The sequence below is a fragment of the Melittangium boletus DSM 14713 genome, from assembly GCF_002305855.1.
GTDB classification, from domain to species: Bacteria; Myxococcota; Myxococcia; order Myxococcales; family Myxococcaceae; genus Cystobacter; species Cystobacter boletus.
The window spans coordinates 1,003,204-1,025,799 of record NZ_CP022163.1 but is presented as its reverse complement, the minus strand read 5'-3'; the positions used below and the strand labels follow the sequence as shown (position 1 = coordinate 1,025,799).

The 22,596-nt window shown below is 70.2% G+C and carries 15 protein-coding genes; 5 read left to right on the top strand and 10 right to left on the bottom strand.

The window, feature by feature from the left end:
* Positions 1-27: 27 nt before the first annotated feature.
* From rho to MEBOL_RS04185, 7 genes are all read right to left on the bottom strand, one after another.
* Positions 28-1,572 (bottom strand): transcription termination factor Rho, encoded by a 1,545-nt coding sequence (rho, locus tag MEBOL_RS04215; RefSeq protein ID WP_095976200.1) that lies wholly within the window; start codon positions 1,570-1,572, stop codon positions 28-30.
* Positions 1,573-1,835: 263 nt separating this feature from the next.
* The gene (gene sppA, locus MEBOL_RS04210; protein ID WP_095976199.1) at positions 1,836-4,316 is read right to left on the bottom strand and encodes a signal peptide peptidase SppA; all 2,481 of its coding nucleotides are present in this window, start codon (positions 4,314-4,316) and stop codon (positions 1,836-1,838) included.
* A 47-nt stretch (positions 4,317-4,363) separates the two neighbouring features.
* Positions 4,364-5,599, bottom strand: a complete 1,236-nt coding sequence (locus MEBOL_RS04205) for a PEGA domain-containing protein (protein WP_095976198.1) — start codon at positions 5,597-5,599, stop codon at positions 4,364-4,366.
* 25 nt (positions 5,600-5,624) lie between these two features.
* On the bottom strand, positions 5,625-7,004 hold the full coding sequence (locus MEBOL_RS04200; protein ID WP_095976197.1) for a PEGA domain-containing protein: 1,380 nt from the start codon (positions 7,002-7,004) through the stop codon (positions 5,625-5,627).
* A 70-nt stretch (positions 7,005-7,074) separates the two neighbouring features.
* Positions 7,075-9,012: a DNA gyrase/topoisomerase IV subunit B gene (locus MEBOL_RS04195; protein ID WP_095976196.1), complete on the bottom strand. Its 1,938-nt coding sequence runs from the start codon at positions 9,010-9,012 to the stop codon at positions 7,075-7,077.
* A gap of 15 nt (positions 9,013-9,027) precedes the next feature.
* Entirely contained in the window at positions 9,028-11,415 is a 2,388-nt protein-coding gene (locus MEBOL_RS04190; protein ID WP_095976195.1) for a DNA gyrase/topoisomerase IV subunit A, read from the bottom strand.
* Between the two features lie 370 nt (positions 11,416-11,785).
* Positions 11,786-12,463: a hypothetical protein gene (locus MEBOL_RS04185; RefSeq protein WP_342747739.1), complete on the bottom strand. Its 678-nt coding sequence runs from the start codon at positions 12,461-12,463 to the stop codon at positions 11,786-11,788.
* A 146-nt stretch (positions 12,464-12,609) separates the two neighbouring features.
* Here MEBOL_RS04185 and MEBOL_RS04180 point away from each other — a divergent pair, with 146 nt between their 5' ends.
* Genes MEBOL_RS04180 through MEBOL_RS04165 form a run of 4 tightly spaced genes read left to right on the top strand, consistent with a single transcriptional unit; the run spans position 12,610 to position 17,439 of the window.
* The gene (locus tag MEBOL_RS04180; RefSeq protein ID WP_179956376.1) at positions 12,610-13,269 is read left to right on the top strand and encodes an MBL fold metallo-hydrolase; all 660 of its coding nucleotides are present in this window, start codon (positions 12,610-12,612) and stop codon (positions 13,267-13,269) included.
* 55 nt (positions 13,270-13,324) lie between these two features.
* Complete coding sequence (locus MEBOL_RS04175) at positions 13,325-14,560, top strand: serine hydrolase domain-containing protein (protein ID WP_095976193.1); 1,236 nt, start codon at positions 13,325-13,327, stop codon at positions 14,558-14,560.
* 40 nt (positions 14,561-14,600) lie between these two features.
* Positions 14,601-16,772, top strand: coding sequence for a S46 family peptidase (locus MEBOL_RS04170; RefSeq protein WP_095976192.1), 2,172 nt, complete (start codon positions 14,601-14,603; stop codon positions 16,770-16,772).
* A gap of 1 nt (position 16,773) precedes the next feature.
* Complete coding sequence (locus tag MEBOL_RS04165; RefSeq protein WP_095976191.1) at positions 16,774-17,439, top strand: hypothetical protein; 666 nt, start codon at positions 16,774-16,776, stop codon at positions 17,437-17,439.
* Positions 17,440-17,441: 2 nt separating this feature from the next.
* Here the strand turns inward: MEBOL_RS04165 and MEBOL_RS04160 are convergent, their stop codons facing one another.
* The gene (locus tag MEBOL_RS04160) at positions 17,442-18,881 is read right to left on the bottom strand and encodes an aminotransferase-like domain-containing protein (RefSeq protein WP_095976190.1); all 1,440 of its coding nucleotides are present in this window, start codon (positions 18,879-18,881) and stop codon (positions 17,442-17,444) included.
* A gap of 195 nt (positions 18,882-19,076) precedes the next feature.
* Here MEBOL_RS04160 and MEBOL_RS04155 point away from each other — a divergent pair, with 195 nt between their 5' ends.
* Positions 19,077-20,213 (top strand): EamA family transporter, encoded by a 1,137-nt coding sequence (locus MEBOL_RS04155; protein WP_170115444.1) that lies wholly within the window; start codon positions 19,077-19,079, stop codon positions 20,211-20,213.
* Here MEBOL_RS04155 and MEBOL_RS04150 read toward each other — a convergent pair.
* Together MEBOL_RS04150 and MEBOL_RS04145 are read right to left on the bottom strand one after the other, a co-directional pair.
* The gene (locus tag MEBOL_RS04150) at positions 20,210-20,722 is read right to left on the bottom strand and encodes an RNA polymerase sigma factor (RefSeq protein WP_095976189.1); all 513 of its coding nucleotides are present in this window, start codon (positions 20,720-20,722) and stop codon (positions 20,210-20,212) included. The genes MEBOL_RS04155 and MEBOL_RS04150 overlap by 4 nt on opposite strands.
* 146 nt (positions 20,723-20,868) lie before the next feature.
* Complete coding sequence (locus tag MEBOL_RS04145; protein WP_095976188.1) at positions 20,869-22,503, bottom strand: sigma 54-interacting transcriptional regulator; 1,635 nt, start codon at positions 22,501-22,503, stop codon at positions 20,869-20,871.
* Positions 22,504-22,596: the final 93 nt, after the last annotated feature.

The following is a 22,596-nucleotide window of genomic DNA, read 5'->3' as shown; positions in this document are numbered from 1 at the left end:
AGGGCCCGCCCCCGCCAGGGCCGACGGTTACAACTCCTCGAGGAACTCGTCGTTGTAGGTGTAGCGGCTCAGGCGCTTGATGAGCGCTTCCATGGCCTCCACCGGCTTCACCGCGAAGAGCATCTGACGCATCTTCTTCACCTTCTCGTACTCCTTGTGGGTGAAGAGCTTCTCTTCCTTGCGCGTGCCGGACTGGCCGATGTTGATGGCCGGGAAGATGCGCTTCTCCGAGAGGAACCGGTCCAACGTCACCTCGGAGTTACCGGTGCCCTTGAACTCCTCGAAGATGACCTCGTCCATGCGGCTGCCGGTGTCGATGAGCGCCGTGCCGATGATGGTGAGGCTGCCGGCCTCCTCGGTGGCGCGCGCCGCGCCGAAGATGCGCTTGGGGCGCTCGAGCGCGCGGCTGTCCACGCCGCCCGACAGCGTCCGGCCCGAGTTGTCCTGCTCCTTGTTGTACGCGCGCGCCAGCCGCGTGATGGAGTCCAGGAGGATCATCACGTCCTTGCCGCTCTCCACCAGACGCCGCGCCCGCTCGAGCGCCAGCTCGGCGATCTTCAGGTGATCGCCCGTGGGCCGGTCCGAGCTGGACGCCAGCACCTCCGCCTTGATGCTGCGGCGCATGTCCGTGACTTCCTCGGGGCGCTCGTCGATGAGCAGCACCATGAGGTGCATCTCCGGGTGGTTGGCCACCACCGCCTGGGCGATGCGCTGGAGCATGATCGTCTTGCCCGTCTTGGGCGGGGCGACGATGAGCGCGCGCTGGCCCTTGCCGATGGGCGAGATGAGATCCAACACCCGCGTCACCATTTCCCGGTGACCGTTCTCCAGCTTGATGCGCTCCACCGGGTCCACGGACGTGAGGTCCGCGAAATGGGGCAGGCGGTTCATCTGCTCCAACGGGCGGCCATCCACCTGCTCCACGCGCTGGACGAGGCCCTTCTGGCCCTTCATCTGCGCGAACGCGTTCAGGTACTGGCCCGGGCGCAGGCGCAGCTTCTGCACCAGGTTCTTGGGGATCTCCGCGTCGTCGGGCGAGGGCAGGAGGTTGCGTTTGATCTGCCGCAGGTAGGCATTGGGGCCCTTGGCCTCGGTGTCGAGCACGCCCTCCACGGGAGCGAGCGAGGGTTGGGGCGCCACGTGCTGCGCCCGCTGCTGGCCGCCGCCATGGTGCCCGTGCGGGTGCGGCGCGTGCTGGGGGGCATGGGGGGCGCCGCCCGGGGCGGGCTGTTGCTGCTGCTGCTGTTGCGCCTGACGCTGCTGGTACTGCTGCAATTCCTGCGGCGTGAGAAACACCTGCTGCTGCTGGCCATCCGGACCGGCGACCAGGCGGTAGGCCTGCCCCTCCGGGGTGAAGTGCACCTGGGCACCCCGACGGCGGCGGCGGCGGCGGCGGCGGCGGCCACCCGGGCCCGGTTGGGCACCCGCGGGTTGTCCCGGCGCGGCCGAGCCCTCGCCCTCATCGGGGCCGTCATCGCCCTCGTCGTCGCCTTCGTCCAGGTCGGGTGCCTCGGGGCGGGCGGCCGCGGGGGAGGGGAGCTCTCGGGGATCGCGGTTGTCGGTTTCGCTCATGGTCTACAAGGGGGCTGTGGCGCTCCCCTCCGAGGAGGAGTCCCCGGCGGGGCGCGCGAGGTTCTGCGGGCTGTGGGACAGGGGTCTGCCGCGGGGTGCTCGGAATGGCCTCGCGCGCATGGCACGAGCCTTCCGAGGACCGAACCGCCGGCCCCTGGAGCGTCCCGATGGCCTGAGGGCCGATGGGGAAGCGCGGGGCTACATTATCAAAGGACAGATCGGAAGCCGGGAGAATTTCGTCTTTCGGTGTTTTCCGCTCGACTTCATCGGACGCGGAGTGAGAAGGGCTGCGCCGCCTTGAGGCCCGGCTCCAGCATCCAGGCGGACTCCAGGCCCGACTCCCGCACGAAGGCCTGGAGGGCGGGCGGGAGGAGGGGGGTAGGGCTGGACCCGGCATCCACTCCGGGCTCGCCGCCCAGGGACGAGAAGAATCCGCGCGCCTCGCCCATCACCTTCAGGTCCAACTCCTCCCACTCGGGCACGCCGGCCCGCTTGCGCGCCGCCGCCACCGCCTCCACCAGTCCTCCCAGCTCGTCCACCAACCCGCGCTCCCGGGCCGCCGTGCCCGTCCACACCCGGCCTCGCGCGACCGCGTCCACCTTCTCCTTGTCCAGCTTCCGCGACAGCGCCACCTGGGTGATGAAGTCGTCGTAGGCCGCGTCCACCCAGCCCTGCATGGCCTTCCGCTCCGGCTCCGTCCAGGGCCGCCAGAGGTTCACCAGGTCGGGCATGGGCGCGCGGCCGAGCGTCTCCTCGCTCACGCCCAGCTTGTCGCCCAGCAGGCCGCGCAGCGCGGGCTTGATGAAGAAGACGCCGATGCTGCCCGTCAGCGTGGTGGGCGACGCCCAGACCTCGTGCGCTCCCATGGCGGCGTAGTAGCCGCCCGAGGCCGCCACGTCGCCCATGGAGGCGACGACGGGCTTGTGCTTCCGGGCCTCCAGCACGGCGCGGTACATCAGATCCGACGCCAGCACCTCGCCGCCAGGGGAGTCCACCCGGAGGACGATGGCCACCACGGACGGGTCCCTCTGGGCCCGCTCCAGGGCGAGGATCACCGTCTCCGCGCCCACGGCGAAGTCCCCGCCCAGGGGCGAGCGGCGGCTCTTGCCTCCGACGATGTTGCCGATCACGGGCACCACCGCGATGCGGCGCCGCGGGCTCCAGCGCGCGTCCCGCTCGTCGCGCGGCGAGTAGTCGCCGTCATAGCGCGCCCCGGGCACCAGGGCCTCCAGCTTCGCGTCGAAGTCCTCGGGCAGGAGCACCCCGTCCACCAGGCCCAGCTCGTGGGCCCGGGCGGCGGTGAGGATGCCCGCGCTCCACGCCTCCCGAAGCCGCTCGGGCGTCATCCGGCGGGCCTTCGTCACCGTCTCCACGTCGTAGGCCGTCTGCGTGTCCAGGAAGGCCTCGAGCGTCTCGCGCTCGGCGGGGCTCAGGTCGCGGCGGGTGAGCTGCTCGGGGGCCGTCTTGTACTCGCCCACCCGGGCCACGTCCCAGCTCACGCCCAGCTTCTCCATCGTGCCCCCCAGGTACAGCACCTGGGCCGACAGCCCGTTGACGAGCAGGGACGAGGCGGACAGCGCGTACACCTCGTCCGCCGCCGACGCCACGAGGTAGGTCCGGTCGTCCACCTGGTGCAGCACCGCCATCACCTTCTTGCCCGCCGCGCGCAGCCGCAGCACCGCGTGGTGCAGCTCGTCCGCCTTGGCCCAATCCACGCCGGGCAGCGCCGACAGCTTGAGCACCACGCCCTTGAGCCGCTCGTCCCGCGAGGCCTCGTCCAACCACTGCACCAGCTCCAGGTAGGGCTCCGGCCCGGTGAGGCCGAGCAGGTCCGAGCGCAGGCCCCCGCGAGCCACCAGCCGATCATCCAGGTCCACCAGTGCCAGGGCCCCCCTGCCCAGGCGCGGCGCCGCGTAGCGCTCACCCGACAGGCGCACCGCCAGCAGGTGATCCGTGCCGCCCCCCCGGACGCCTCCCGCCGCGTAGGTGAGGCCGAAGCGCGAGCCGTCCAGGGTGGCCGCCACCTGCAACGCCAGCGGAGGCCCCGCCGTGCCGAAGCCGTGCGACAGGCCCGCCCCCAGCCCCAGCCCTGGCAGCACCGTGGCGCGCAGCGTGTAGGTGAGCTGTCCGGCCTCCCAGGCCCCCTGCGCGGCGGCGTAGTCGGCGCCCAGCGTCAGGCGCTCGCCGAAGGGACGCAGCCCCAGGGCCACCTGGTAGACGCGGGGCAGGGAGAAGGCGCCGCTCGTGGGGGCGTTCACGTCCTTCACCACCGCGCCCAGCGACAGGAAGCGCGCGGGGCGCAGCGTGAGGCCCAGATCGAAGCCCGACAGCCGCTCGATGTCCCGGTGCTCCGAGGAGAGGGCGTGGTAGCTCGCGCCGAGCGACAGCGCCCCCGCGCCAATCGCCAGGCCGAAGGACGTCTTGCGGTAGTCGGGCAACCCCTGGCCCCGAAGCCACTCCACGCCGAGGCCCGCGCCCAGGCCGCCTCCGAAGGAGGACCCCAGGAAGAGCGCGTCTCCCACCTGATCGCGCACGAGGTTGCGCTCGTGCAGGTAGAAGAGCTGCCCGGGGCCGACGAGGCGCAGGCTGGCGGGGTTGAGCGAGAGCGCCGTGGCCTCGTCCACCAGGGCGGCGGACGTGGGCGGCAGCGTCACCCCCCGGGGCGGCACGGCGGGCTGGGTGATGAGCCCCGTCTGGGCGAGCACGAGGCCGGGACACAGCAGGAGCAGTGGAAGGGCGCGCATGGCCCGCGGACTCTAGGCGTCGCGGGCGGGCATACAAGCGCCTCGGTTCACCAGTCTTCGGTACCGTTCACTCCCTCCAACGGATCGCCCTTGTTCTTCTTCTTCTCCTGCTGGCGCCGCTTGCCGCCCTGATCCTCGGCGTTCCACTCGTCCATGCCGTGGGCGTTCTCCAGGGGGTCCGAGGACTTCACCCGCTTCTCCGCGCCGCCATCGGAGGCGTTGAGCAGGTGGTTGACGAGCCGGTGGAGTTCCGACTTGAGCTGGCCGAACTCGTCGCCCTGCAGCATCACGCGCTTGACGCCCAGGCGCTTGCCCGTGCCCATGTCATACAGGCCCAGCACCAGCTCCGTGGTGCCGGAGTCCGGGAGATCCCTCAGCGTGCCCACCAGCCCCCGCTCCAGCCCGAGCGCCTTGCCGAGCGAGGCCACCGCCTGGTTGTTGCTGCTCTTGTCCGGACGGAGGACCTCGTTGCTCACCGAGTCCAGCCGGGCGTCATAGCCCTTGTAGTTCTCCGTGGGCTGCAGGGCGATGGTCGTCTCGATGTCGTCCGGGCTCACCTCGAGCAGTTGCCCGGCCACCTGGAAGCCCGGACGCTCCAGGCGCAGCAGGTGCTTGCCCACCGCGAGCGTGGGGACCGTCATCGGCGTGTAGCCCTTGAACTCGTTGTCGATGAAGACGCGCGCCCCGGCGGGACGCGACTTCACCATGGCCTCGCCGCGCAGCGCCGCGTTGAGGCCCGTGGCCACCTGGACCCGCAGGTTGATGAACTCGCGGGAGTAGCGCTTGGTGTCCAGCTCGTGGGTGGGGTTGAGCGCCATCAGGTCCAACAGCGCGAGCTTCGCCTCCTCCACGTCCCCGCGCTGGTGCATCACCGCGGCGTAGAGCGCCGTGGCGTCGCACAGGGGATTGCACGAGGACGTCATCGCCGCGGGGGCCAGCCGCAGCTCCTTGAGGGTGGCGCGCAGCTTGCGCTCGGCGTCCTCGAAGTCCTTCTTCTGGAACGCCTCGAGGCTCTCCAGGTAGCCCTGTTGGCCCCGCTTGAGCGAGGCCTCGGCCTCCGAGTCCCGGGGCAGGCCGAGCAGCTCCTCGGGCTTGCGCACGGAGTAGCCCTGGAACTGGGCCAGGGCCTCGTTCATGTAGTTCTCCATCTTGGGCCCGCTGGCCTCGGCCGTGGGATCCATGGGCACGAGGAGCGAGCCGATGCGCAGGGGGCCCGTCTTCTGGGGGGGCGGCGGCGCGGCCAGCGCGAGGGTGGGCAGGAGCAGGAGCGCAAGGGCTTTCATGTCGTGGTCCTCGAAGAGTGGAGCGCTACCAACCCGCGCCGAAGTTTCCCAACCGGGGCCCGAGCGGCCTCGGCCCCTGGGTGGCCAGGAGGATGCCCGCGGTGGTGGCCACGGCCACGCCACCGACGGCGGCCCAGAACCAGGGCTTCTTCACCGCGGTCGTCAGCGCCACGGGGAAGCGGGACTCCGGCACCAGCTTGCCCGTGGCGAAGTCGTGCACCTGGAGCACCGCCTCGCGCCGCTCCTCCGCGTCCCCGGCATCCAGCTTCACGCCCCGCAGGCGGTTCTTGCCCGTCACGTCCCAGGCATGGAGCACGGTGGCGGCCGGCTCGCGGCCATCGCGGCCCACCACGGCGAGCACCACGTAGCGCGCCCCCAGCTTCTCGCCGAGCGTGCGCACCTCGGTGGGCGGCCCCGGCTCCTCGAGCGCGCGCGAGGTGGATGCCTGGGCGGCGAGCGTGCGCACCTCGGCCAGCCCGGGCAGGGGCTCGAGCGTGGGGCGCACCTGCTCGCGCCGCGAGGCGGTCACCGTCTGGAAGACGCCCTGGGGCACGTGGCCGGGCAGGGTGAAGGCCAGCTGGTGCGGACCGGGCGGCAGCTGGAGATCCGCGAGCGGCGTGGTGCCCAGGGGCTCGCCCCGCAGCGTCACCTGCGCGCCCGAGGGCTCGGAGTCGAGCGCGAGCGTGCCCTTGGGCTGCTCCGCCAGGGCCTTCCTGGCGGCGGCGAAGGCGTCGTGCACGTCCTGGCCGAACAGCTCGGAGTCGGGCTTCACGGTGGGGGCCGCGAGCTGGGCCCGGGTGAAGGACGTCTTGGCGCTGTCGGCGTCCCCGTTGAGCAGGTGCGAGGCGCCCAGGAAGATGTAGACGCGCGCGAGCCGCTCGGGCCGCGTGTCCACCGCGTGCTGCTCGTAGAAGGCCGCCGCGGCGATGAACTTCTTCGACGCCGCCTCGGGGTCCAGGTTGTCGTAGAGCTCCTTGCCCTCGTTGAAGAGCGCGTCTCCCGGCTGCAGGGACTCGGGAGGCGGGGAGGGGAAGAGCCACTCGGGGCTCACCAGCTGGAGGTCCGCCTGGGCACCGAGCGCCTCGCGCAGCTGGGTCTCCAGCCGCGAGGCGTGCTCCCGGGCGGCCGGGGTCGCGGGCACCGCCAGCACCACCGTCTTGCCCGCCCAGGGCGTCGCCGGGAGCACCGGGGCGGGGGCGGCGACGACGGGCTCCGGGGGCGGCGCCGGAGGCGGCGGCGCGGGCTCGGGGGCCTCCTCCACGGGGGGAGCCGGCTCGGCCGTCTTCTTCGGCTTGTTGCGAGCCGCGGGGGGAGTCGAGGCGCGGCGGGGGGCGGCCTCGGTGTCGGGGGAAGCCGCGCCCACCAGCAGCGCGAGCGAAAGGGTGAAGGGAGTCTTCAAGCGCACGGGGCGCGATGCTAGCCGAGCCGGGGGCCCTGGCACCATGCCCCGCGCGGAACGCGGGGCGGGGGCCCGCCTACACGTCGAGTTCCTCGACCTCGGTGGCGCTCTCCATGATGAACTTGAAGCGCGCGCTCACGTCCTTGCCCATCAAGTCGTTGATGACCTGATCGGTCAGGAGCGGGTTGTCGATGGTCACCTGGAGGCTCTGGCGGTGCTTCGGGTCGAGCGTGGTTTCCTTGAGCTCGTCCGGGGTCATCTCGCCCAGTCCCTTGAAGCGCATGACGTTGGGCTTGGCGTTGCCCTTGGCCTTCTCGCGGATGATGCGATCGCGGTGCGCCTCGTCCAGCGCCCAGTACGTCTCCTTGCCGATGTCCACCCGGAACAGGGGCGGCTGGGCCAGGTAGATGTGCCCCTGCTCGATGAGCGGGCGCAGGTGCCGGTAGAAGAAGGTGAGCAGCAGCGTGGCGATGTGGTGCCCGTCGCTGTCGGCGTCCATGAGCAGGAAGACGCGGCCGTAGCGCAGCTTGGTGATGTCGAAGTCGTTGCCGATGCCGCAGCCCAGGGCGCTCACGATGTCCGTGAGCTCCTTGTTGCCCACCACCTTGTCGGTGGACGCCTGCTCGGAGTTGAGCACCTTGCCGCGCAGCGGCAGGACGGCCTGCGTCTTGCGATCCCGCCCCTGCTTGGCGCTCCCACCTGCGGAGTCACCTTCCACCAGGAACAGCTCGCTGTTGCCCGGCTCCGTGGCGGAGCAGTCCGCGAGCTTGCCCGGCAGGTTGAGCCGGTGGCTGACGGCCGTCTTGCGGCTGATGGCCTGTGACGCGGCGCGGCTCGCCTCGCGGGCCCGGGCGGCGAGCACGATGCGCGCCACCACCGCCTCGGCGATGGTCTTGTTGTCGTTGAGCCACTTCTCCAGCGCGGGGCGGATGACGCCATCCACCTGGGCGGAGACCTCGGGGTTGTTGAGCCGCCCCTTCGTCTGGCCCTGGAACTGCGGCTCCACCACATAGGTGGAGAGGATGACCGTCATGCCCTCGCGGATGTCCTCGGCGGTGAGCGTGACGCCCTTGAAGGTGAGGCCGTGCGTCTCGATGTAGTTGCGCACCGCCTTGACCACCGCGCCGCGCAGGCCCGCCTCGTGCGTGCCGCCCAGGGGCGTGGGGATGCCGTTGACGTACGAGCGGATGTGCTCGTCCGTGGCCTCCGTCCACACGAGCGCCGCCTCCAGGCGCACCCCGTCTCCGCGCGAGTGGTAGAACTGGGACGTGCTCCCGGAGGGCACCACGGGCTTGCCCCGCTCGGCCACCACCTTGGTGAGGTACTCGGCGATGCCGCCGTCGTGCTTGAACTCCTCCTTCACCGGGGGGCTGGCCGTCTCGTCCTTCCAGATGACCACCATGCCCTTGTGCAGGTAGCTCTTGGCCTCGAGCCGCTCGCGGATGAGCGCCGCGTCGAACTTGAGCTTCTCGCCGAAGATCTCCGGATCCGGCTCGAACGTCGTGGAGGTGCCGCTGCCGCGCGCGGTGCCCTCCACCTTGAGGGCGCTCGTGGGCTTGCCCTTGCTGTACGTCTGCACGTGGCGCTTGCCGTCGCGCTTGATCTCCACCACCAGCTTGCGCGCGAGCGCGTTCACCACGGAGCTGCCCACGCCGTGCAGACCGCCCGAGTGGATGTAGTTGCCCTGCTCGAACTTGCCGCCCGCGTGCAGCGTGGTGAGGATGACCTCCACCGCGGGCTTCTTGTGCTTGGGCATGATGTCCACGGGGATGCCGCGCCCGTCGTCCACCACGGTGATGCTCCGGCCATCCTTGTGCAGCGTCACCTCCACGGTGGACGCATAGCCGTTGATGACCTCGTCCACCGAGTTGTCGAGGATTTCCCACAACAGGTGGTGGTAGCCCGTGCTGTCGGTGCCACCGATGTACATCGCCGGGCGCTTGCGCACCGGCTCCAGGCCCTCGAGGACCTGGATGTCCGCGCCCGTATAGGTCGTCTTCTTGGTCGTCGCCATGGCTCGTCTCAGTCCTTACTTCTGCTCGGGCAGGGGGATGAACAGAGGCGCGCGCTGCACCTCCTTGACCGTGTCCTTGCGCGACATCTCGTGGCCCTTGCCGCCGCGGCCCGTCACTTCCTGCTTGCCCGGGTGCAGCACCAGCGAGCGGCCCTTCTGCGTCTCGAAGGCGAGGCCCGCTTCCTTGTTGCCCGGCGGCGACACCAGGAAGTCCATCACCCGGTCTCCCGCCTCCACCTTGATGACGCTCACGCCCTTGCCGGGGCCCGCCAGCTCGTTGATCTCCGCCACCTTGCACACGAGCACGCTCGTGCGCTCGGTGAGCACGCCCACCAGATCCTTGTCCTCCACCGCCTGCACGCCGACGATCTCATCGCCCTCGCCCGTCTTCGCGTAGCGGCGGCCGGCGCGCGTGGAGACCTCCATGTGGGGCGCGAGCGGGAAGCGCAGGCCCAGGCCCTGGCGGGTGACGGCCAGGAGCTTCTCCGGACGCCACAGGCGCGCGTCGAGCGACACGGCGGACACCACGCGCTCGCCGTCGTCGAACTTGAACAGCTTCTGCACCGGGTCTCCGTAGCCCGTGGAGGCCGGCACGTCGTTGAAGCGCGTGACGTAGGCGGTGCCGAAGTTGCTGAAGAGCACCAGGTTGGCCTTGAGGCTGCCGGCCACCACCGCCATCACCGCGTCCCCCTCGCGCAGGCGCGTGGAGGAGGGATCCTTCACCTCGCGCAGACGCTTGATCCACCCATCCCGGGTGATGACCACGTGGGCGTCCTCGTCGGCGATGAGCGCCTCGGCGTCGAAGACCATCTCCTCGGCGCCGCTGCGGCTCACCTTGGTGCGGCGCTTGCCCGTGGCGTACTGGGCCTTGAGCTCCCCGAGCTCCGTCTTGATGGTCCCCCACAGGCGCGTCTCGCTCTTGAGCAGCGCCTCCAGGCCCTTGATCTGCGCGCGCTTCTCCTTGAGCTCGTTCTGCACCACGAGGATCTCCAGGCGCGCGAGCTTGTAGAGCTTCATCTCCAGGATGGCGTCCGTCTGCGCCTCGTCCAGCTTGAAGCGCGCGATGAGCTTCTTGGCCGCGTCCTGCTTGCCCTCGGACTGGCGGATGATGCGGATCATCTCGTCCAGGGCGTCGTAGACCTTCTCGAAGCCCTCGAGCAGGTGCACGCGCTTCTTGAGCTCGTCGAGCTGGTACTGCAGCCGCCGCCGCGTCACTTCCATGCGGAACTGCAGGAAGTACTGGAGGATCTCCTTGAGCCCCAGCCGCCGGGGCGTGCCCACGTCCGGGTTCTCCGGGTTGGGCACGAGGCAGGTGAGGTTGACGTTGAAGTTCGTCTGCAGCGGGGTGTTCTTGTAGATGTAGGCCATCACCAGCTCGGGGCTGGCTTCCTTCTTGAGCTCCAGGACGATGCGCACTTCCTTGGTGGACTCGTCGCGCACGTCCACCACGAGCGGCAGCTTGCGCTCGCGGACGATCTCTCCAATCTTCGCCACCAGGGTGGACTTGTTCACCGTGTAGGGAATGGAGGTGACGATGATCTGCTGGCCCCCGCGCTTGAGGTCCTCCAGCTCGTACTCGCCGCGCAGCCGGACGCTGCCCTGGCCCGTCTCGTAGATGTCCTGCAGCTCCTTTTGATCGTTGAGGATTTCCCCGCCGGTGGGGAAGTCCGGGCCCTTGACCCACTTGAGCAGCTGCTTGGTGGTGAGGGTGGGGTCATCCACGAGCGCGATGAGCGCGTCGCACAGCTCGCCCAGGTGATGGGGCGGGATGTTGGTGGCCATGCCCACGGCGATGCCCGTGGTGCCATTCATCAGCAGGTGGGGCACGCGCGCCGGCAGCACGATGGGCTCGGTGCGGGTGCCGTCGTAGTTGGGCCGGAAGTCGACCGTCTTCTGGCTCAGCTCGTCGAGCAACTCCCCGGCCAGGCGCTCCAGGCGGCACTCGGTGTAGCGGTAGGCGGCGGCGGAGTCTCCGTCCAGCGAGCCGAAGTTGCCGTGGCCGTCCACGAGCGGGTAGCGCAGGGAGAAGTCCTGCGCCATGCGCACGAGGGCCTCGTAGATGGAGGCGTCACCGTGGGGGTGGTAGGGGCCCATGATGGCGCCCACGACCTGCGCGCACTTCTTGTACTTGGCGTCGTGCGAGAGGTTCAGGTCGTTCCACATGCCGAACAGGATGCGGCGCTGCACGGGCTTGAGGCCGTCGCGCACGTCCGGCAGGGCGCGTGAGGTGATGACCGACAGGGCGTAGTTGAGGTAGCGGCGGCGTGCCTCCTCGGCGAGCGCGGCGGGCATGGAGCCGCCGCCTCCTCCTCCTCCGGCGGCCGCGCCGCCTCCATCTCCTCCGCCTCCGGAGGCTCCCTGCTTCTTGCGCGACTTGTTCTCCGCTTGTGCGAGCGTGCTCATGTGTTCAGGCCAGGACGAGTGGTATCCCTTTGGAACGCGGGGCGCGTCACGCGCAGTCCGGGCTCCGGGACGAAAGAGAATGAGCCGGCGGGACTACCACGGCCCACCCTGCAAAGGAACGAAGTGGAGGGGTTGCGAAGCCTCGCGGGCTCAGGTGCTATACGCGCGTTCAGTCCCGGGGGCCATGAAATCCAACCCCTTGGAGCCTCGGGGGTGGAGGCGATGGGCTCGCCTGGCTGGACGGGGAACGGGACGCGCGGATGGAGGAACGGGGATCCGACGGCCATGGGCGGGTATTGCACGGCGGGCTGACATGACCCGCCGGGTCCGTTCGCTCGCCAGGACCTCGTGTGGCCGATGAGGGAGCGGCCTAGCGGGACTCGGAGCCCAGGCGGCGCCCGCCCTGCTGGGCCTGTCCCCAATTGCCCTTGCGGAAGATCATCACCTTGCCGTTGCTCGCGCTGCCGCTGAGCATGCCGGGAATCTGGGCCTGGATGGCCTTGGTGCCCACCGGGTGGTAGACGACGCGCACCTTGCGGCCCGAGGGCAGGGTGTTGCCCGCGTCGATGAGCAGGAAGACGGTGTTGCCCTCGACGTGGATGCGGTCCGGATCCTTGCGGTGATCCAACTCGGCGACGAGGTCCCCGTCATCCAGGTTCTGCGACTCGCCGGTGAGCCGCCGCACCTTCACGCGCAGGTAGGTGTCCGAGGCGTCACTGGCCAGGTCCCGCGTGCCCTGGACGATGATGGCCAGGTCCGCGCCGTTCTCGGCCTGCGGGCCCGCGAGCTTCAAGCCTGATTGGGTGCTGGCGTCCGTGTCGAGCAGCAGGGTGGCGTTGGCGCACCGCATGCCGCACTCCTGCCCGAAGGGGGGCTTGCTGAAGCGCAGCCTCAACGCGAAGTCGCTGCCCTGGGGCCCCACCATGGCCTCCACCACCACGGGACGCTCCTCGTCCTGGGGGGGGGTATAGCGGAAGGTGGCGCGATCCTTGGCCTCGGTGCCCGAGGACAGCAGGACGAGGGCCAGGGGGAGCAGCAGTCGTCTCAAGGGAAGACCTCCTCGGGGGTGGGGGTTCGGGGGTATTCCATTCAACTGCGAAGGTGTGCTCCGTCTCAAGGGCGGCCTTCGTTCCGGGGCTCTGGCGTAGAGTGCGGCCCTGTTATCGGAGGGGGATTTTCACCCGGAGGATGCCGATGGATGCGCTGTACGTGCGCCAGTTGAAGCTGGGGACGATGGACAACTTCGTGTACCTCGTGGGACCCCGGGACTCCCAGGAGGTCCTGGTGGTGGACGCGGCGTGGGACGTGCCCGCCATCGAGAGGGCCCTGCTGGAGGATGGCAAGCGCCTAGTGGGCGCCTTCGTGTCTCACTGCCATGGCGACCACACCAATGGCCTGCCGGAGCTCCTGTCACGCCACGACGTGCCGGTGTACGCCCAGCGCGAGGAGGTGGACTTCTCCGCCAACCTGCGCGGCCTTGTTCCGGGCGCCCTGCGCGCGTTGGATCCCGGCGCCGAAGTCACGGTGGGGGGACGCGCCTTCCAGGCCCTGCACACCCCGGGGCACACGCCGGGCTCGCAGTGCCTGCTGGCCCAGGACGCGCTCGTGTCCGGAGACACCGTCTTCATCAACGGCTGCGGCCGCTGCGACCTGAATGGCGGAGACCCCGAGGCCATGTACCGCTCGCTGTCCCAGGTGCTGGGCAAGGTGCCGGACAGCACCTTGCTGCTGCCCGGGCATGACTACGCGAACGTGCCGGTGGCGGCCATGGGTGATGTGCGCCAGAAAAATCCCTACTTCGGCTTCGGCGACGTGGCCTCCTTCGTGGCCTATCGCACGAGGCCGCGCCGGTAGGACGGGGCGGGTTTGATAGAACCGCTCCGCCCTCGCACCCTCGGAGACCTCACGCATGGCGGATTTCAACATCGATGTCGACCCGGCGGCGGTCGGCCTGGACGCGCGGCGGTTGCGGCGCATCGACGCCCACCTGCGCCGCTACGTCGACGAGGGCAAGCTCGCGGGCTGTCAGGTGATGGTGTCGCGCCAGGGCAAGGTCGCGCACCTCTCCTCCCTCGGGCACGCCGACCTGGAGGCGGGCCGCCCGGTCGAGACGGACACCCTCTGGCGCATCTACTCGATGACCAAGCCCGTCACCGCCATCGCCGCCATGATGCTGTGGGAGGAGGGCGCCTTCGAGCTCACGGATCCCGTGAGCAAGTGGCTGCCCGAGCTCGCCGCTCCCCGCGTCTATGTCGGAGGCCCGGCGGCCAAGCCCGTGACCGTGCCCGCGACGGAGCCCATCCGGGTGTGGCACCTGCTCACGCACACCGCGGGGTTCACCTACGGCTTCCACAAGGTGCACGTCACCGACGAAATCCACCGGCTGCGTGGCTTCGATCTCGGCGCGCCCCCGGGCATGGACCTCGCCGGGTGTGTGCGCGCCTGGGCGGAGATTCCGCTGTCGTTCCAACCCGGCGCCGAGTGGAACTACTCGGTGGCGACGGACGTGCTCGGACGCTTGATCGAGGTGGTGTCCGGGCAGTCGCTCGAGACGTTCTTCACCGAGCGCGTCTTCGGCCCGCTCGGGATGACGGACACCGGCTTCTGGTGCCCCGAGCCCAAGCAGGGCCGTCTGGCCGCGCTGTATTCGGCGGCCCCCCACGCCTCCCGGCCCGTGCGCATCGACTCGGTCGGCAACGCCGTGAAGCGGCCTCCCTCCTGGCTGTCGGGCGGTGGCGGCCTCGTGTCGTCGACGCGCGACTACACGCGCTTCACCTGGATGCTCCTGAACGGGGGCGAGTTCGAGGGCGCGCGGCTGCTGTCGCCTCGGACCCTTGACTACATGACCGTCAACCACCTGCCCGGTGGGGCGGACCTCGCCTCCTTTGGCCGGCCGCTGTTCGCCGAGACGCGCTTCGACGGCGTCGGATTCGGACTTGGCTTCGGGGTGGTGACGGATCCGGTGGCCTACCGGACGCTGACGAGCGTGGGCGAGTACCACTGGGGAGGCATGGCGAGCACCGCCTTCTGGGTGGACCCGGCCGAACAGCTCTCCGTGGTCTTCATGACGCAGCTGATGCCCTCGAGCGCCTACCCCCTGCGCACGCAACTGCGCCAGCTCGTCTACCAGTCGCTCGTCGACTAACGGTCGCCAGCGGGCGGAGGAAGCGATAGGGAGGTGGGTCATGAAGAAGGCCCTCCTGTTCCTGTCCCTCGTGAGTGCTCCGGCCCTGGCCGGAGAGGGGAAGTGGACCCCCCAACAGGTCCTCGAACTCAATCCGGCGGAACTCAAGAAACAAGGCCTCCAGGTGCCGCCCCAGCGGTTGTGGGATCCCAAGCGGGGCACGGGCCTGCTCGCGGGCACGGTGAACGTGGGCGGATGCTCGGGGGCATTCATCTCCGAGCTGGGCCTGGTCATCACCAACCACCACTGCGCCTTCCCCATCATCCAGGAGCACAGCACCCCCGAGCGCGACCTCATCTCCCAGGGCTTCCTGGCCAGGAGCCGCGAGGAGGAGCTGCCGGGCAAGGGGGCTCGCATCCAGGTGCCGCGCGCCTTCACGGACGTGACCGGGCAGATGCTGGCGGCGGTGCCCGCCGGGGCGGATGACCTCGCGCGCCACAAGGCGCTGGAGCGCAAGGAGAAGGAGCTCATCGCCGAGTGCGAGAAGCGTCCGGCCACGCGCTGCATCGTGTCGCGCTTCGAGGGCGGCCTGCGCTTCACGCTGATCGACTCGGTGGAGCTCACGGACTCGCGGCTGGTGTACGCGCCGCCGCGCTCGGTGGGCGAGTACGGCGGGGAGGTCGACAACTGGATGTGGCCGCGCCACACCGGCGACTTCGCCATCCTGCGCGCCTACGTGGCGCCGGATGGCTCGGCCGCGCCCTACAACGCCCAGAACGTGCCCTACAAGGCGGAGTTCTTCTTCCCGCTGGCCACCCAGGGCGTGAAGCCCGACGACTTCGTGATGGTGCTGGGCTACCCCGGTACCACCTTCCGCGCCCTGCTCGCCGACGAGATGGCCGAACGCCAGGCGCGCTACTACCCCCGGGTTATCGACGTGTACGGGGAGATCATCCGCATCCTGGAGGCGGCGGGGGAGAAGGATCCGGCGGGGAAGATCGCCGTGGCCTCGAACCTCAAGGGCCTGCACAACCGCCACAAGAACGCGGGGGGGCAGATCGCGGGGCTCAAGCGGGGCCACATCGTGGACAAGCAGCGCGCGGCCGAGGAGGCGGTGGTGGCCTGGGCTCGCACGCGCCCGGCCTTCGCGGGAGCGCTCGAGGCCCGCACGGGGCTGCTGGCGCTCCGGGAGGAGGGCGCGAAGAGCTTCGAGCATGACCTGTTGCTCGACACGCTGGCCTTCTCGGCCAAGAGCACGGCCCTGTCGACGCGCCTGGCGCGCCTGTCCCGGGAGCGCGTGAAGCCGGATCTCGAGCGCGAGCCCGAGTTCATGGACCGCGAGCTGCCCCGGCTCAAGGACTGGCTGGAGCGCGAGCAGAAGAACTTCTTCGCCCCCGCGGACAAGCAGGTCCTGCTCTCGCTGGTGCGGCGCGCCCAGGCGCTCGGCGAGGGCGAGCGCATCACGGCGATCGACCGGTACTTCGGTCCGGTGTACTCGGAGAAGGAGACGGCCGCGAAGATCGAGGCGCTCTACGCTGGCACGAAGGTGCTGGACCTGGCCGAGCGGCAGAAGATGGCGGGAGAGACGGAAGCTCAGCTGCGCGCGCGCCAGGATCCCCTGCTGGATCTGGGCTTCGCGCTGGCGGCCGAAATAGCGGTGCTCAAGGAGGCGCGGGATCGGCGCTCGGGCGCGAACCTCCGGCTGCGGCCCGAGTGGCGCCGGGCGTTCCTCGCGCACGCGGGCAAGCCGGTGGCGCCGGATGCCAACGGCTCGCTGCGGGTGACCTTCGCCAAGGTGAAGGGGTACGCGCCGCGCGACGGCATCCTCTATACGCCGCAGACGACCCTCGCGGGCGTGCTGGAGAAGAACACGGGCGCGACGCCCTACGACGTGCCGGAGAAGGTGCTCCGCGCGGCCGAGGCCCAGCGCTTCGGCGCGTGGAAGGACGCGCGGCTCAAGGACGTGCCGGTGAACTTCCTGTCGGACGCGGACACCACGGGCGGCAACTCGGGCAGCCCCACGGTCAACGGCAAGGGCCAGCTCGTGGGCGTCAACTTCGATCGGGTCTGGGAGAACGTGGCCAATGACTTCGGCTACAACCCGGACGTGGCGCGCAACGTGAACGTGGACGTGCGCTACGTGCTGTGGTTGTTGGATCAGGTCGAGGACGCGGATGCCCTGTTGCGCGAGCTGGGCGTGCGCAAGGGGCCTCAGGCCAAGGAGAGCCGCTGACATGACGGACGGCCCCGGGAGCGTGCCGCCCCCTCCTCCGGTCTTCCAACCGGAGGAAAAGGTCTGCGGCAACTGCAAGCTGTGGGCGGCGCACTCGGTGGATCACCGAGGGTGGGTGGGCGTGTGCCGGTTGCAGCCGGAGCGCGGCCTGTTCCCGCCCTCGGCGCCCCTGTGCAACAAGTTCACGCCGCGAGGCGTGGCCGCCAAGGTGGTGGGCGAGACGAGCCGGCGCGAGCGGATGGTGCGCACGGTGGCGCCCGTGGTGCGGCGGCGGGAGCACTCGCCGGATGAAGTGGTGGACCTGGAAGGCCTGGAGCTGAACATGACGCGCGCGGAATTGATGGAGCTCATCCGGGAGGCGGTGGGCGAGGGGGGCGATGCCCCGCTGGCGAACAAGTGGGAGGGCGGCACCCTGCGGCTCGTGCCGGGCAAGGCGGACGTGCAGAGCCGCGACATCCCCCTGGACACCTTCTTCCACAAGATCGTCATGGTGCGCGATCGGCTCCGGGTGATGGAGCAGAAGCTCAACGCCCACCCGAAGCTGTCGGACGCGGAGAAGGTGGAGATGCAGGCGCAGATCACCCGCATCTACGGCTCGCTGACGAGCTTCAACCTCCTGTTCCGCGACAAGGAGGATCAGTTCGTCGGTTCGAAGTCCGAGGACTGACCTCACGCCAGCGAGCGAGCGAGGCTGCCCAGGGTGGTCAGCGCGCCTTCCAGCTGGGGCGACCAGGGGAAGCCGCAGCTCAGGCGGATGCAGTTCCCATAGCGCTTCTGCGCCGAGAAGATGGGGCCGGGCGCGATGCCGATGCCCGCGGCGAGCGCCCGCGCGTGCAGCTCCAGCGCGTCCACCTGGCGCGGCATTTCCACCCAGAGGAGCATGCCTCCCTCGGGCCGGGTCACGCGCACGCCCTCCGGGAAGTGCTCGCCCACGGAGTCCACCATCCGCCGCACCTGGGCCTCGAGCTGCCGCCGCAGCGTGCGCAGGTGCCGGTCATAGCCCCCGTTGCGCAGGAAGGCGGCGATGGCGAGCTGGGGTGGGGTGGACGTGGCCACCGTGTGGGCGTACTTGAGCAGCTCCACCTTCTGCCGGAAGCGGCCCGGGGCCACCCAGCCCACCCGGTAGCCCGGCGCGAGCGTCTTCGAGAAGGAGCCACACAGCAGCACGCTCCCATCCGGATCATGCGCCTTCGCGGGCCGGGGGCGCAGGGGGCCGAAGTGCAGATCGCCGTAGAGGTCGTCCTCGATGAGGGGGATTCCCCGCGCGGCGAGCAGCTCCACCAGCCGCCGGCGATTCTCCTCCGGCATGCAACCGCCCAGGGGGTTGCTGAAACTGGAGACCACCAGCACCGCGGCCACCTTGCGCTTGCGCAACGCGGACTCCAACGCGTCCAGCTCCAGGCCGTGGCGGGGATGGGTGGGGATTTCCAGCGCGCGCAGGCCCTGGGTCTCGATGGCCTGCAACGTGCCGTAATAGGCCGGAGACTCGAGGACCACGGTGTCTCCCCGGTGGGCCACCGCGGCCAGGCTCAGGGAAATCGCCTCCGCCGCCCCATGGGTGATGATGAAGTCCTCGGGGGACAGCGGGCAGCCCCACTCCAGCGAGCGGCGCGCCACCTGCTGCCTCAGCTCCAGGCTGCCTGGGGGCATGTCGTACCCGATGGCCGTCGCGCTGGCCTCCCGGGTCACGAGGGCCAACTCGCGGTGCAGCCGTTGGGTGGGGAGCAGTTCCGGGGAGGGGCACGCCGCGCCCAGGGGGACGATGCGGGGATCATTCGCCGCCCGGTACACCCGCGTCACCAACGCGCTCACGCTCACGGGCGAGGCCTGCGACGTGGGCTGGGAGACCTCGGGTTCCGCGGGCAGCGGACGCTCGCGTCGGCGCACGTAATGGCCGGACTGGGGCCGCGTCTCGATGAGCCCTCGATCCTCCAGGTGCAGGTAGGCCTGGAGCACCGTGGACACGCTCACCCGCTCGCTGGCGCTGAGCTGCCGCACCGAGGGCAGCCGATCTCCCGCCCTCAACGTGCCCGCGGCGATGGCGGCGCCGAGCCGTTCCGCCACCCGCTCGTACAGCTTCGGCTCCTGGACCTCGCTGGCCTTGCGCATCGGTGCTCCTCGTGGCTCCGGGTTTCCAGGCTGACGCGGAATCCCTCGCGGGGACAGGTACAGCTCCCCCCTTCGAGGCCCGGCACAGTTCCCCTCCCGGGCAACTGTACTGGTAACAACCGCGAGCCGCTGAATCTGTTCCCCTCGTGACCCGAGGCGCATGTTGGTGGGGAAGAAGCACGGAGGTGGAAGGACATGGTCACGAGGAGCCTCATGGGGGGTGGTGAGACGGAGCTGTCGCTCGAGCAGGGGGGGCTGTGGACGCACCCGCTGCGCCTGGAGGGGCTGCGTTTGTCCTGTCGCGCGGGGTTGGTGTGGCTCACCCGGGAGGGAGATCGGGAGGACCACGTGCTGAAACCCGGACAAGCGCTCCAGGTGGAGGGTCCGGGCCGGGTGGTGGTGCAGGCGCTGCGGCCCGCGCACCTGTGCGTCTCGCCCACGGCCCCTTCCGAGGCCTCCCGGCGCCGGGAAGGGCTGCTGTTCGGCGCCCTGGGCGTGGTGGCCTTCAGCCTGACGCTGCCCGCCACGCAGGTGGCGGTCGCCGAGTTGGGTGGCACCCTGGTGGGACTGGGACGCGCGCTGATCGCGGCGGTGCTCGCTGCGGGGGTGCTGGCCGTGCGCCGCGAGCGCCTTCCCGAGCGCAGCCACTGGCCGCGCCTCGCGTGGGTGATCGCGGGCGTGGTGGTGGGGTTTCCCCTGTTGTCCGCGCTGGCGCTGCGGAACATGCCCGCCTCGCACGGCGCGGTGCTGGTGGGGTTGCTGCCCGGGGCCACCGCCGTGGCGGCCGTCTTCCGCGCGAGGGAGCGCCCCTCCTGGGGCTTCTGGCTCTCCGCGCTGGCGGGGCTTGGCGCCGTGCTCGTCTTCGCGGCGGCTCGAGGCGCGGGGCTGCCCACGCGGGCGGATGGACTGGTGTTGCTCGCCGTGGCCGCGGGCGCCATGGGTTATGCCGAGGGCGGGGTGCTCGCGCGGGAGCTGGGCGGCTGGCGGGTCATCTGCTGGGCGCTGGTGCTCTCCATGCCCCTGCTCGTGCCCGTGGTGGCGCTGTCCGTGGACGTCGGGCGGCTCTCCGCCAGCCCCCGTGCATGGCTGGGCCTGGGCTACCTCTCCGCGGTGAGCATGTTCCTCGGCTTCTTCGCCTGGTACCGGGGGATGGCCCTGGGGGGCGTGGCGCGCGTCGGTCAGCTCCAGCTCGCCCAGCCCCTCCTGACCCTCTTATGGTGCGCCCTGTTGCTCGGCGAGCCCGTGAGTCCTGGCACGATCGGCGCGGCCCTGCTCGTCCTCCTGTGCGTGTTCGCCGGAGTGCGCAGCCGCGTGCGGCGCGTGGCAGCCTAGTCGGGCTTCCAGCCGCGGGACTCCAGCTCTTCCTGGGCCCGCTGACGGCCTCGGTGCAGGGTGCTCTTCACGGTGCCCTCGGGGATGCGCAACAGGGCGGCGATCTCCGGGTAGCTGTAGCCGCGCATCTCCCGCAGCCATAGTACCTGGCGCTGCTGCTCGCTCACCCGCTGAAGGGCCTGCTCGAACTGGCGCTGCATCTCGGTGCCCACCGCCTGGCTCTCCGGTGAGGCGCCTTCCTCGGGCTCATGCTGCAACCGCTCGCGGCGCCGGCGGGCTCGCAGCCAGTTGATGCTGCTGTTGACCATCACCCGGTGCAGCCAGGTCCCGGATGAGGCACGGCCATCGAAACCACTGGGGCGCAGGGCCAGCCGCGTGAAGACGTCCTGGACGACGTCTTCCGCGTCATCCGCGTCGCCCACGATGCGACGCGCGATGTGAAGGGCCCGGGTACGGTACTGACGGTAAAGCTCGGTGAAAGTGGGAAAAGGGAGGACCGCGACATCCATGGTGTTGCCTCCTCGGCCCCCTCATCGGGGTGCCTGCAAGAAGGAACGCATCGGCCGCGAGAAGGATCTATTCGCCTTTTCCGGGACAGCCGGGACTGTGGCTCTGTTCCAGGAGGACGGTGAAAGTGCCGTCTGGCCGCAATAGCCTAGGACTCCGGCTCTTCCTCTTGTCGGGTAAGCCCCCACTCCTTGAGGCGCTTGAAGAGGGTGGAGCGGGCCACGCCCAGCTCGCGGGCCACGCGCTCGCGGTTGTTGTTGTAGCGGCGCAGGGCGGCCTCGACGATCTGCCGCTCGAGCTTGAGCAGCATCTGCTCCAGCGTCATCCCCGGAGGCAGCTCGGGCACCGCCACGCCCGTCTCGCGGTTCACCTCCTGATCGAAGGTGATGTCGCTGGCCTCGATGCTCGCGCCCTTGCGCAGGAGCAACGCGCGGTGCACCACGTTGCGCAGCTCGCGGATGTTGCCCGGCCAGGCGTGCTGCTGCAGCCGCTCCAAGGCGGCCGTGCTCAGCCTCACCGTCTGACCCCGGGGCGTGTACATGCGCAGGAAGTTCTCGGCCAGGGCGAGGATGTCCCCGCGCCGGCTGCGCAGGGGCGGCAGGTGCAGGGGCACCACGCACAGGCGGTAGTACAGATCCTCGCGGAAGCGGCCCTCTCGCACGGACGACAGCAGATCCCGGTTGGTGGCGGCCACCACGCGCACGTCCACGTTCATGGGACGGCTGGCCCCCACGCGCTTGATCTCCCCGCTCTCCAGCGCGCGCAGCAGCTTGGCCTGGAGATCCAACGGCAGCTCGCCAATCTCGTCGAGGAAGAGCGTGCCCCCATCGGCCTCCTCGAAGGCGCCCTTGCGCGCGTTGGTGGCGCCGGTGAACGAGCCCTTCTCATGGCCGAACAGCTCGCTCTCGATGAGCTCCTTGGAGATGGCGGCGCAGTTGACGGGGATGAAGGGCTTGCCGGCGCGCTGGGAGCACTCGTGGAGCGCCCGGGCCACCAGCTCCTTGCCCGTGCCGGACTCCCCGAGGATGGCCACCGCGGCGGTGGAGGGCGCCACGCGCTGGATGAGGTCCACCAGCTGACGCACGGCCATGTCATTGCCGATGAGCCCATGGAAGGCCTGCTCGCGGCGGACGGCGGTGACGGGCTCGAGGATGAGGTCCGTCTCGCCCACGCGCAACGTGGTGGGCAGGCCCACCTGCACCTCGAAGACGCGCACCGCGCCGAGCCACGTGCCATTGGTGGAGTTCGTGTCCACCACCTGGAAGTTCCCCTCGCGCCGCACCACCTTCAGGTGGCGGCTGGAGATGAACGGATCCTGCACCACCAGGTCACACGAGGGATCCTTCCCCACGGTGAAGCTGTCGGCCTGGAGCTTGTGCACGGTCTCGTTGGCGCCCTGCCGGACGCGCACCTGCGCGGGCTGCCAGCGCGAGACCGACTCCCGGGGCTGCGCCTCCGTGTGCGAGCCAATCTCGGTGGGGCCCTCGGTCTGCCCGCCGCCATGGAGCCGGAACACGGCGCTCCACTGTCCGAGCCTCAGATCCACGCCATCCGCGAGCACGCCTCGCGTCATGGGGGTCCCCGCCACGGAGGTGCCCTTACCGGACAGATCCTCCAGCGTGCACTGCGTACCGTCGAAGGTGAGCGCCACCTGCTGACGGCTCACCTCGGGATCGGGAATGACGACATCACTCTTGTCGCCGCGGCCGAGCACCATGCGCTCGAGACCCAATCCAACCTTGAGAACCTCCTCGCCCCGACGAAAGAACACCAGCTCTGGCACAGAGCCCTCCCCAGTTGTGAAGTCGCGGGGCCTCTCCTAACCCGTGGAGAAGCCGCCTCGCAACAACTGGAGGTGATTTTTGGGGTAGACCCG

Excerpts from the sequence above, each read along its gene's own strand:
- rho (WP_095976200.1), bottom strand. The coding sequence starts at position 1,572 with ATGAGCGAAACCGACAACCGCGATCCCCGAGAGCTCCCCTCCCCCGCG.
- sppA (WP_095976199.1), bottom strand. The coding sequence starts at position 4,316 with ATGCGCGCCCTTCCACTGCTCCTGCTGTGTCCCGGCCTCGTGCTCGCC.
- MEBOL_RS04205 (WP_095976198.1), bottom strand. The coding sequence starts at position 5,599 with ATGAAAGCCCTTGCGCTCCTGCTCCTGCCCACCCTCGCGCTGGCCGCG.
- MEBOL_RS04195 (WP_095976196.1), bottom strand. The coding sequence starts at position 9,012 with ATGGCGACGACCAAGAAGACGACCTATACGGGCGCGGACATCCAGGTC.
- MEBOL_RS04190 (WP_095976195.1), bottom strand. The coding sequence starts at position 11,415 with ATGAGCACGCTCGCACAAGCGGAGAACAAGTCGCGCAAGAAGCAGGGA.
- MEBOL_RS04180 (WP_179956376.1), top strand. The coding sequence starts at position 12,610 with ATGGATGCGCTGTACGTGCGCCAGTTGAAGCTGGGGACGATGGACAAC.
- MEBOL_RS04175 (WP_095976193.1), top strand. The coding sequence starts at position 13,325 with ATGGCGGATTTCAACATCGATGTCGACCCGGCGGCGGTCGGCCTGGAC.
- MEBOL_RS04170 (WP_095976192.1), top strand. The coding sequence starts at position 14,601 with ATGAAGAAGGCCCTCCTGTTCCTGTCCCTCGTGAGTGCTCCGGCCCTG.
- MEBOL_RS04165 (WP_095976191.1), top strand. The coding sequence starts at position 16,774 with ATGACGGACGGCCCCGGGAGCGTGCCGCCCCCTCCTCCGGTCTTCCAA.
- MEBOL_RS04160 (WP_095976190.1), bottom strand. The coding sequence starts at position 18,881 with ATGCGCAAGGCCAGCGAGGTCCAGGAGCCGAAGCTGTACGAGCGGGTG.
- MEBOL_RS04155 (WP_170115444.1), top strand. The coding sequence starts at position 19,077 with ATGGTCACGAGGAGCCTCATGGGGGGTGGTGAGACGGAGCTGTCGCTC.
- MEBOL_RS04150 (WP_095976189.1), bottom strand. The coding sequence starts at position 20,722 with ATGGATGTCGCGGTCCTCCCTTTTCCCACTTTCACCGAGCTTTACCGT.